We start from the raw sequence: 11469 nt of genomic DNA on the forward strand, positions 1-11469 counted from the left end.
GGACGGGAAACGGCTCAGGGCTGCTCAATGCTGACGGTGACACACAGTCCGCTGTTCTCGTTGACGTCGGTAAACCCCAGATCAACCTTGAGCCCCGTGCGATCGGCGATCGCCTTGACGATGGACAAACCCAGCCCCGAGCCCGACTCATCGGTGCCCAGGCTGCGATAGAACGGGTCGAAGACACGCGCCTGTTCTTCCACGGCAATCCCCGGGCCGGTGTCGCTGACTTGCAGGACCACCGTCGCTTGCTCCCGTTTGACCGAGAGGTCGATACGCCCGCCGGGCGGGGTGTAGCGGATGGCGTTGTCCACCAGGTTGCGGATCAGGATCAGCAGGTCGGTTTCGTTGATGCTGACCTGCACGTCCTCGCTGCTTTCGACGCCGATATCGATATTCTTGCGGTCCGCCAGAGGCAGCAGGTCTTCCAGAATCCGCCGATAGATGTGCAGGACTGAAACGGTGCTCGGCGCTGCACTGGAATTTGACTGCGCGGCGGCCAGGCTCAGCAGTTGATCGATCAGGTTCCTGCTGCGCTCTATGCCCCGGGACAACGGCAACAGGCGTTCGCGGGCGGCTGCTGGCATTTCCGTGGCGGCCAGTCGTTCGGCCTGCAGGGACAGGGCGGTCATGGGCGAGCGCAGTTCATGGGCCGCATCGGCGACGAAACGCCGCTGGTTGTCCACGGACTGGGCGACGCGGGCGAGCAGGCGGTTGATGGCCACCACAAACGGCCGGATCTCGCTCGGCACATGGCTTTCGTCGATCGGGTGCAGGGCTTGTTCGTCACGCTGGTCGATATCGGCCGAGAGCATGGCGATGGGGCGGAACATCTTGCGCACCAGATCGCCGACCACCAGCAACAGCACCGGAAACAGGATCAGAAACGGCAGCAGACTGCGCCAGGCGCTTTCGCGGGCCTCCTTGTCGCGCACGCCGGTTTCCTGGGCGACGACGATGCGCTCGTCACGGGCCGTGGTTTTGACCAGCACGCGGAAGTCTTCACCGGCCACCCTCAAGGTCGACAGGCCATCGGACAGGGTCGTGGGGAAGGGCAGTGGCAGCAGGGCGTCATCGTTGCCGACCGCTTGGCTGCCGTCGGCCAGGTATTGCACGATGACCCGGGATTCTTCGTTGTCGTCATCCACGGCCTGAGCGGCGGGGTAGTGCAGGGTCATTTGCTGGCGGTCGAACAGGGCCGCCACCTGGCGCAAGGACTCGTCCTGCATTTCGTGGGCCTCGTCCAGCGCCGAGACGAAGGCGAAAACCGCCGCCAGCAGCGCGACGATCAGGATGGCCAGCGACAGCGTGACCGACAGCCGCAGTTGCACCGAATCCCTCAGGCGCCTTTTGAAACCATCCATCCCATTCCCCTGACGTTCTTGATGACGTGACTGCCGAGTTTGCGTCGCAGGGCGTGAATCAGAAACTCCACCGCGTTGCTTTCCACTTCGTTACCCCAGCCATAGAGCCGGTCTTCCAGTTCACTGCGCGAGAGGATCGCCCCCGGCCGGATCAACAGGGCCTGCAACAGGGCGAACTCGCGGCTGGACAATTGCACCTCCGCGTTTTCCGCAGTGGTGGCTTGTTTGGACACCAGGTCCAGCGACACCACGCCATTGTCGAGCAACGACAGGGCGCTGCCACCCTTGCGCCGCAACACCGCACGCATCCGCGCCAGCAATTCGGCCATGTCGAAAGGTTTGAGCAAGTAATCGTCAGCACCGCCGTCGAGGCCACGCAAGCGGTCGTCGAGACCGTCCCGGGCGGTGATGATCAGCAACGGCACCGGGTTGTTGCGAGCGCGAATGCTGTCGAGCACGTCCAGTCCGTCCTTGCCGGGCAAGCCGAGGTCCAGCAACACCAGGTCGTAGTGCTGGGTATCCAGCGTGGCCAGTGCGGTGAGCCCGTTTTTCACCCAGTCAGTGGCGTAACTGGCGTCGTTCAGCGCACCCTGGATGGCATCGCCGATCATCGGATCGTCTTCGACCAATAATATCCGCATGACCCGCTCCCCAAAAAAATAGCGCGACGGGCTGGGCCGTCGCGCTTGTATTGAAGCATCTGTGCAAGAGTTTGTCCGGCCCCGGATCAGGCGTTGCCCTTCAGCGAGTCAAAGGCTTTGAGCAACTCGTCCATCCGCGCCTTGCAGTCTTTCTGTTGCGGGGCGCTGGCACGCAAGGTGTCGAGCGAGCGGTCGATGGCCTTGTCCAGCATGTGCCAGTCCCCGGCAGCACGCGGCTTGATCCCGGCTTCGGCCGAGTCCCAGGCGGTTTCCAGATCCTTGATGCGGGTCTTGGCGCCGGGCAGGTCGTTTTTGTCGACGAGGGCGGCGACATCGGCCGCAATGGTGCGGAACTCGGACAGATCCCCCAGTTTGGATGCAGCCTGGCCTTGTGTGCTGACTGCTCCCTCAGCGGCGTTTGCAGCAGGCTTGTCTGCCGGTTTCGAGCAGCCGGCAGCAATGCTCAGCAGGCAGATGGACGAGACAATGGCGACGTGACGAATGAGGTTTTGAATCTGGCGCATGACGATTCCTTGATGAACAGTTGAAGGTTTATTCAGTGATTGCTTTGCGATTGCCGGTGCTGATTTGCGCGGCCGTCACCAGCAGGACGATGACGCAGAGGAAGATCGCGCTGGTCCAGGTCGCGCCCATACCAAGGCCGCCGTAGGTTTTGGCCTGGGTCAGCAGGTCGCCGAGGGACGCGCCGAAGGGGCGGGTCAGGATGTAGGCGATCCAGAATGTCAGCACCGTGTTGCCGCCCAATCGCCAGGCAATGAAGGTGGCGGCGATCAGTGCGCCGAAGATGACGGCGCCGACAGTGAAGCCCAGGCCCAGCGCTTCGGTCGCCAGGTCGCCGGCGGCCGTGCCGAGGGCAAAGGTGCAGAGCACCGTGGCCCAATAGAACAGTTCTCGACGCGGGGTGACGATTTCGCGGATCGACAGGCTGCGTTCCGTCCGGTACCAGACCAGGAAATTCACCACCAGCAATACGGAGAACACAGCGGTGCTGGTGTAGAGGCTGACGTCCAGCATGTCGGTCAGGATGTCGGTGATCTGCGTGCCGACGATGCTCACCAGCACCACGGTCAGCCAGTAGATCCAGGGGGTGTAGGCTTTGGTACGCAATTGACCGAACAGCGCAATGGCCAGCAGCGCGGCCATGCCGAGGCTGGTCGGGCCTGCGCCGAATCCGGCATCCACGGCCAGAAAGTCGGCACCGGTTTCACCCACGGTCGTGGACAGGATCTTGATCACCCAGAAGGACAGCGTCACTTCGGGTACTTTGTTGAGCCAGTCGGCTATGGCGGGTTTCATGGGTGGGATGCCTCTCCTGAGCAGCGCTGGAAGTGCGCAGGGGGAGAAGGTATCCAGTGAAACTTAGCTGAGCCTGAGGACGGAACCTTGCGGTCTTGTTTCAGCGCTCGCGCAAGGCGACGGCGCTGTAGAGACGCTGTTCATCAAACGCGTATCGGACATCCACCGTGAAGGGGGCGAGGCAGGATTCCAGATCGGGCGCCAGGCTGTGGATTGCGCAGTGTCCTGGTTCGGCCAACAGTTCCACGATCAGGTCACCGGCACGCACGTGGCGTTGGCAAAAGGAGAAGATGGCTTTGTAGAACGCCTCCCTGATGCTGAACTGCAATGTGCCTTCGCAGAAACCCTGTGTCGCGAAGTCTTTTGTCGGAGGACGGCCCAGCACCCGTCGATATAACGGCGCCTCCAACGGTCGGTTGCTCTGGGCATCAATGCCCAGGGCTGCGATGTGGCGCTTGAGGGCGAGGGCCGCCGCACAGTAGTTGTCGGTGTGCGAGATGCTTCCGCAGACACCGGGCGGGAACAGCGGTTCGCCCCCGGAACCCTTGCCGATTGGCAGGCCCGGGAATCCGAGGTGTATGAGCGCTGCGCGGGCGCAGTTGCGCCCGGCAGTGTATTCGCGAAGGCGCTGCCGGTTCATCCCGACCGTCAATCCACGTTCCGCTTCGAGCAGGCCCGCAGACCACATAGCGCGGTCGCGGGCCTCGACGATGCAGCAATCTTCCCCGAGCAAGGTCGTAAAGCCCGTCATGCCCGGTCCAGCTCAACCGGCCGTGTAACCGGCGATGGTTGCAGTTCCTCCTTTATCAACGCACCGAGCGTTTCGACTTGCGGGGTCGTGAGCATGGACATGTGGTCGCCGGGGACATCCTGCAACTCGGGTACCTGGAGCAGGAGTTGCTGGCAGACACGCACAAATCCCGCTCGCAGTTTTTGCCGCAGGCTGGCGTCTTGCGCCAGAAAGACGGCAACCCTTCCACTGAACCTGCCGTCGGGTACATAGCCGGCGAAAATCTGGCAATGCTGCCTGTAGAGCTCTTGAGCGGCGGTCCGCAACTGATGTTGCAATGCGTGGCTGCCCGGATCTTCCTCGGTGGATTCCAGCCATTCAGGAAGCGCATCCGGTTGTGCGCACAGTCCTGCCTGCTCTTCCAGTACTCGCGGATCGATCAATGTGGCATCCAGCAGGATCAGCCGTACGGTTTTTGATTGCTGTTCCAGCAAGCGTGCCGTCTCAAAAGCGATCGTGCCCCCGAAGGAGTGTCCCAACAGCGTGATCGGTTCCTCGCTCCCACGGTTGAGGATCGCGTTCGCGTAACGATTGGCGAGTTCCTGGACGCCGAGCAGGTGCTCGCCGTCGCGGTAGGTCTCGAAGGGCTCCACCGCATGGAAGTTGCACGTTGACGCCAGTGCTCTGGCCAACTGGAAATAGGCAATGCCATGCATCCCGCAGCCCGAGAACCCATAGACGTCGGGCAGGCCCGGTTGCTCGAACCAGCGTGTGATTTTGACCTCCCGGGAATCGCTCACGGTGCTCTGCTGATCCAGGAAGCGGCTCAGCGCCTCGACGGTCTGGTGATCGAAGAACGTGCGCAAGGACAGTTGGCGGCCGAATTCGCGGTTGATACGCACCAGACAACGAATCGCCAACATCGAATTCCCGCCTAGTGCGAAAAAGTTGTCGTGCACAGACACCTGTTCGACCTGCAGGACCTGGGCCCAGATGGCGGCCAGTCGATGTTGGGTGGCGGTTTGGGTGGCGACGCTGACCGTCTCGCCCGAGGTGGGTGGGGGCAGGCGGCTGCGATCGATCTTGCCGCTGACGTTCAGTGGTAATTGCTCCAGAAACACCCAGGCGCTCGGCACCATGTAGTCCGGCATGACGCGTTGCAACTGCAGTTTCAGGGCATCACGCTGCAGCGTCTGTCCAGGGCGCGGGACGACGTAGGCAACCAGTTTACGGGTGGCGGGATCGTCCCCGTGCGCCGTGACGATCGCCTGCCTTACGCAAGGACAACGTCTCAAGGCGGCCTCGATCTCGCCCAGTTCGATCCGCAAACCACGGATTTTCACTTGGAAATCGATACGGTCGAGGTAGATCAGGCGGCCATCGGGCAATTGGCGCGCCAGATCTCCCGTGCGGTACATGCGACTGTCCGGCGGGCCGAACGGGTCGGGCAGGAACCGTTCTGCGGTGAGGTCAGGACGATTGATGTAGCCCCGCGCCAGACCATCGCCAGCGATGTGGATTTCCCCTGTGCAGCCCACTGGAACCGGATTCAGGTAGCGATCCAGTACATACAGGCGAGTATTTTCCACGGGGCCGCCGAGGGTGGGGGACTGGCCGGCAACGATGTGCGCGCGACTGGAGTAGATGGTGGTTTCGGTGGGGCCATAGAGGTTCCAGACACGGCGGGCGAAGGTTCGCATGCCGTCAGCCAGCGCATCGTCCATGGCTTCACCGCCACTCATGGCGGTGTCCAGAGTCAGCTCGACCTGGCTGTCGATCAACATGCGCCACGTGGCGGGTGTCGCCTGCAGGACTGTTGCGCCGTATTCGTTGGCCAGTCGCGCCAATGCCATCGGATCAGAGGTGTCTTGCTTGCTGGCGAGCAGGATCCGGGCCCCGCTGATCAGCGGGAGATAGACCTCAACCGCAAAGATATCGAAGGCGGCCGAGGTCACGCTCAGCCAGACGTCCGAAGCCGTCAGCCCCGGTGCGGCCTGCATGGCCGCAAGCAGATTGCTCAGGGCCCGGTGTTCGATCTGCACGCCTTTTGGACGCCCCGTCGAACCTGAGGTGAACAGGCAGTAAGCCAGCTGTTGCTGACCGACCTCGATCTGTGGATCGGTCGACAGCTGCCCGAGTAGGGCCTCCCGATCCCGGTCCAGGCAGATCGTCGGCAGCGCACTGTCAGGCAAGTGTCCGTGCAGATCGTCACAGGTGAGAATCAACCCGACTCCGGCGTCATCCAGCATGGTTGCGATCCGCTGCGCGGGATACATCGAGTCCAGCGGCAGATAAGCCCCTCCGGCCTTGAGAATGGCCAGCAGACTGCTGATCAACCGGGGGCCGCGTTCAACCAGTAGCGCCACGACGGTTTCCGCTCCCACCCCTTGCGCGCGCAAGTGCCAGGCCAACTGGTTGGCCTGACGGTTGAGGGTCGCGTAGCTCCATGCCTGCCCTTCAAAAATCAGCGCAGTGGCCTCAGGGGTTCGTTGGACCTGTTCTTCAAAACGCTGGAACACCGGCAATTGCTGTGCGGCACTGAGTACCGTGGCATTTCGGGTCAGCGATAGCGAAGGGCAGTCCATCGGGGCCAGAGGCAATGTGTCGATCGGTGCCTCGGGAGTGTGTGCGAGGGCTTTCAGGATGGCCTCGAAGTGCCGCGTCAGGTGCGCCATCGTCTCGGTGTCGAATTGATTGGCGTCGTATTCCAGGCGACCTTCGAGCGCTGTCTGAGCTGAATATGCCAGCAGCTTCAGGTCACAGCCGAGGCTCTGAGGCCGGGGCGAATCGGATTCTCCTCGTTCGAACATGACGGGCAGGTGTTCAACGGTCGGGTGATCACCTTGTCGGGCCAGTTCTGCCAGCACACCTGCAAAATCCGCATCGGGATTCTGCTCGGCCTGTGCATGGGCTTCACGTGTCAGAGACACCACCGCCGTAAGGCTGAGTCCGCGGCGAAGGCGGGTACGCAGGAGCCGTGTATCGACCAGGTTGCCGACCCCGCCTTCCGCTTCGCCGGGGGGGCGACGCATCGGGGTGTAACCGAGGCAGATCTCGTCCTGCTGGCTGTAGCGATACAACAAAGTGTTGAATGCCGCGATCAACGCAATATCGAGTGTCGTGCCATGGTGTGCGGCCAGGCGTTCGATGGGCTCAAGCGTTGAGGGCTCGATACGCCAGGCGGCTACGCCACGCTGACGTGGCCGGGAGGAAGGCGAAACTCCGGTTCGAGGCAGTTCCAGGGTCCATGAGCGCTGAGGCGCTGGCGGGTGGGTGATCGACGTTTCGGTGGGGGCCGTGGCGGGTTCTTCACGTTGCAGCCAGTCCGGAGGCGGCAATGCCTTGCGGTCGACCTTGCCATTGAGGTTCAGCGGCAGGCGCTGCAGCGCTATCCAGGTGTCGGGCACCATGTAGTCGGGCAAGCCGTGACGCAGGGTGCGGCTCAATCGTTCGGGGTCGAGCGTGTGCTGGTCGGCGCAAACGAGGTACGCCACCAGCCGTTTTTCGCCTGGGGAAACGTCCAGAGCGATGACCACCGCTTCGCGGATCCCGTCGCAGGCCAGCAGTTGATTCTCGATTTCCCCCAGTTCGATGCGGTGCCCGCGAATTTTCACCTGGAAATCGATACGGCCGATGAACTCAAGTGTGCCGTCCGCGCGGCGGCGTCCCAGGTCGCCGGTCTTGTACATCCGGCTGCCGACAGGGCCGAAGGGATTCGCGATGAACTTTTGCTCAGTCATCTCCGGACGTTTGAGGTAACCCTGTCCGACGCCGATCCCGGCGATATGGATTTCGCCGGCCACGCCATCCGGGGCGAGATGCAGTTGTTCGTCCAGCACATACACCTGAACGCCAGGAATGGCCTGGCCCAATGGCATTTCTGCAGCGACTGCGGTCGATTGCAGGTCTTGCTTGCACCAGGTCGCAACGTCCGAACACTCGGTCGGCCCGTAAGAGTTGACCAGGGTCAGCGGCCTGCCTCGCAATTGCTCGATCAGCGAGCGGTCGACCGGTTCGCCACCCAGTACCAGCGTGCGCAGGCTGGCGGTTCGGGGCGAGGCGGCAAAGGCCCGGAACGCGGACGGCGCGCAGTTGAGCCAGGTCGGGCGATAGGCGGTGAGGGCCTTCAGGAAACCGCCGGCATTGGCAGGCGAATGGGCTGGAATCATGAGGCATGCACCGGCGCACAAAGGACCCAGAATGTTCTTCTGGGTGAGGTCGAAACCGATCGAACTGGCGAGCATCACCCTGTCGTCGACAGACATCTGCAAACCGTCGCGGACATACCATTGCACCAGGTTGGCAAACCCCCGGTGATAGTTGAGTGCGCCCTTGGGACGTCCCGTGGAACCCGAGGTGTAGATGCAATACGCCAGATCGTCCATCGCCACAGGCCATTGCGGGTCCGTCGAGTCGAACGCGGCGAATTGTTCGGGCTCCTCCACGGCGATCGACTCCACCGATTGACCCTCGAAGCGATCCTGCAAATGACGGGAGGTCAGTACCGTTCGAACAGCCGTGTCTTGCAGGATGAAATGGATTCGCTCATCCGGATTGTCCGGGTCGATGGGCAGATAGGCACCCCCGGCCTTGAGCACCGCCAGAATGGCGACGACCATTTGTGGGCTGCGCTCAATGCAGATGCCCACCAGTGCGTTGCGGCTGACACCGGCAGCACGCAATCGCCCGGCCAACTGATTGGCCTGGACATTGAGTGCCCGGTAGCTCAAACGGGTGTCCTGGAAAACCAGTGCGACAGCGTCCGGAGCACGGCGCACCTGTGCTTCAAACCAGCGGTGTACAGGCAGGCCAGGGGCGAGTGGCATGTCATCCCCGGTGCACGCGAGCTTCACGGGCGCGAGCAAGTCACTGACGGCGGCGCCCGGATCACTTAGGGAGGCGGACAGAATCCGCTGGTAGTCTCCGGCGAGTGCCGCGACATCGGAGGGGGTGAAGAGCATGTCGTCGAACTCGAACACGGTGTCAAAGCCACTGTCGGTCTCGACGATTGCCAGGTTCATTTCGAAGGCGGCGGTGATGTTGGTGCTGGGTAGCAGCTCGAACGTGCAATCGCCGACCCGCACGGGCAGCCGTTGTACTGAGGCATGGTTGAGAAAGATCCGGAACAGCCCGCCCGAGCCGGCTTCCTGGCCCAGACGCAGGTGGCCGACCAGTTCGTGAAACGCCAGATGGCGATGCATCATGGCGCGCAGCACTCGCGCCCGAACATGCTGCAACAGCCCGGAAAACGACAGTCCGCGCGTCAGGCGCAGCCGCAGCGGAACCACGTTGACGAACAATCCGGTCAGGTCTTTCTGGTCGGCGTTGTCACGGGTGGACAGCGGCATGCCAAAGATCATGTCTTCGGCGCCGGTGTGCCGATGAAGCAGCAGCGCGCAGACGGCCATGTGGACCATGAACGGCGTGAACGTGCCGGGACCGGTCAACGCCCGCAATTGCCCGGTGGTTGTCGGTGTCAGTGTGTTGACCACGTCGCGGGCCTTGCGCGTGAGTTGTCCGCTGGCAGGCCTGGCACAAGGGAAACGCTGGGGGGCAGGGCGATCCGCCAGTTCCGTGAGCCAGTAACCCAGCGAATCCGATGGGGTGGTGGTCTTTTGGCGATTCACGTACTCGCTGTAGGACAGTGGCAGAGGGGACGCTGTATCGGTCCCGCCGGTGATTGCCGTGTAACGAGCCAATAGATCGCGCCACAGAATCTCGATCGAGCTGCCATCGAAAACCAGATGATGGATGACGAACAGCAACACATGCTGCTCGGGCCCGGTTCGCAGCAGCACACAACGCAACAGCGGACCACGGCTGATATCCATCGGCCTTTTCAGCAACGCATCGATGCGCGCGGCAAGGGTATCGCGCTCGTCGTCGGCGATCACCACGTGCTCGAGGGTGGCGTCGAGGGTACCGGAAATGATCTGGCGGGGAGTTTCTCCCTCCAGTACAAACCGCGCGCGCAGGTTGTCGTGGCGCTGTACCAGCCAATCGATGGCTTGCTGCAAGGCGGGGATATCGAGTGGGCCATCAATCGATACACGCACCGGAATGTTGTGGGAGGTGGCGGCCTGGTTGACCTGTTCGCTGATCCACAGACCTACCTGAGTGTCGAGCAGCGGCAATGAGCAATCGTTGGGAAGGGTCTGGTTCATGAGGCTTGTGTCTCGACTTCACAGGTTTCCAGCCAATCGAAAATCTGCAGTGCGCGATCCTTGGATTCGCAGGTGAAAAAGGCCGTCAGCACGGTTTCCAGGGCCACCGGAGGCGCCATGACGAACTCGCCGTTGCTGCGGTGCTGGATGATGGTGCCGGCACCCATTTCGCGGCATTGCGCGACCGTCTTTTCGATGGATTTCAGCACGCCGCTTTTCTTGACGCTGAAGTCGTACTCCAGGCCGATTCGGCGCTGCGGCAGATCCAGTTTCAGTTGCGGTGTATTCAGTTTGAGGTCGACGTCATAGACATCCAGCCCGAGGCAGATGTCCATCAGATAACGGGACGAGATGCCGCCACCGGAAATTCTCGGGGCCAGTTCCAGGATGTAGACCCGTTGGTCGGGCGTGATGCGAAACTCGGCGTGGAAGGGCGACTGATCCAGCCCGATGGCCGCAATGATCCGGCGCAGCGCAACCAGGAAAGGCTCACCCGCCTGCATGTCGAACGGTCTGGAAATCTGGGCGTTTTCGTGGAATGTCGGTCCTTCCAGGCGTGGGTATTTATGGTGCAGCAGCAGGGGTGTGATTTCGCCATCCAGCACATAGCCATCCACCGAGAACTCTTCACCGTCTATGTACTCTTCAATCAGGATCTGCGAGCCGCCACGCTGGCTGGTCATCAATGAGCAGACCCGACGGGTCAGCGTCAGCGCCTTGTTGAACGCGGCCTGGTCATCGACCCGGATCACCCCGGCGCTGTAGAAGCCGTTGGAGGGTTTGAGCACGACCGGCAGATTCAGCGACGCCTCGACCTGCTGCCATGCCTGCTGTGCGCTGACATCCTGGGGCAGGCACAGATAACGTGAAATGAAATCGGCGGTCGCGGGGACCGACTTGAAGGCCGCTTTGTCCGTCAGCGTGAAAATGGCGTCCGGATCGCGCGCGGGCAGCCCGAAGAGGCGCTTGAGGACATCCACCTGAACCTGGAACCCGTCGTTGAATGAAACGACATGGTCGAACCGTTGCCCGGCGCCGACGGCCTCCAGTGCCGCGGACAACTGTTGTTCCCAGGCGCTCTTTTCGTTCTGCAGCAGTGCGGGCGGCACGAAACAGACGACGTCTCTGCCGTGTTCGCGGCAATACGCAACATAATCCTGAAGGTCACTTTCACGGCCAAGGGCCAGAATCTGCATCATCTTTCCATCTCTGAATACAAAGTCATCGGGCGAGACGGCGCCGTTCGACGCGCC

Annotated in this window: 7 protein-coding genes; all 7 read right to left on the reverse strand. The window is 62.1% G+C overall.

Annotated elements, in window-relative coordinates; genetic code table 11:
* Nucleotides 1–14: 14 nt before the first annotated feature.
* Nucleotides 15–1364 (reverse strand): ATP-binding protein, encoded by a 1350-nt coding sequence (locus AC1RME_RS21500; protein WP_096820630.1) that lies wholly within the window; start codon nucleotides 1362–1364, stop codon nucleotides 15–17.
* Nucleotides 1340–2005, reverse strand: coding sequence for a response regulator (locus AC1RME_RS21505; RefSeq protein WP_096820631.1), 666 nt, complete (start codon nucleotides 2003–2005; stop codon nucleotides 1340–1342). Before AC1RME_RS21505 ends, AC1RME_RS21500 begins: the two co-directional genes overlap by 25 nt.
* Before the next feature lie 86 nt (nucleotides 2006–2091).
* Nucleotides 2092–2529 (reverse strand): hypothetical protein, encoded by a 438-nt coding sequence (locus tag AC1RME_RS21510; protein WP_096820632.1) that lies wholly within the window; start codon nucleotides 2527–2529, stop codon nucleotides 2092–2094.
* 28 nt (nucleotides 2530–2557) lie between these two features.
* Nucleotides 2558–3322: a COG4705 family protein gene (locus AC1RME_RS21515; RefSeq protein ID WP_096820633.1), complete on the reverse strand. Its 765-nt coding sequence runs from the start codon at nucleotides 3320–3322 to the stop codon at nucleotides 2558–2560.
* A 100-nt stretch (nucleotides 3323–3422) separates the two neighbouring features.
* A complete protein-coding gene (locus tag AC1RME_RS21520) occupies nucleotides 3423–4073 on the reverse strand; it encodes a 4'-phosphopantetheinyl transferase family protein (protein ID WP_096820634.1) in 651 nt (216 codons plus the stop codon).
* A complete protein-coding gene (locus tag AC1RME_RS21525) occupies nucleotides 4070–10216 on the reverse strand; it encodes a non-ribosomal peptide synthetase (protein ID WP_096820635.1) in 6147 nt (2048 codons plus the stop codon). Before AC1RME_RS21525 ends, AC1RME_RS21520 begins: the two co-directional genes overlap by 4 nt.
* Nucleotides 10213–11415, reverse strand: coding sequence for an ATP-grasp domain-containing protein (locus tag AC1RME_RS21530; protein WP_096820636.1), 1203 nt, complete (start codon nucleotides 11413–11415; stop codon nucleotides 10213–10215). Before AC1RME_RS21530 ends, AC1RME_RS21525 begins: the two co-directional genes overlap by 4 nt.
* Nucleotides 11416–11469 lie beyond the last annotated feature (54 nt).

Source organism: Pseudomonas sp. GW822-FHT03F08 (assembly GCF_058801265.1).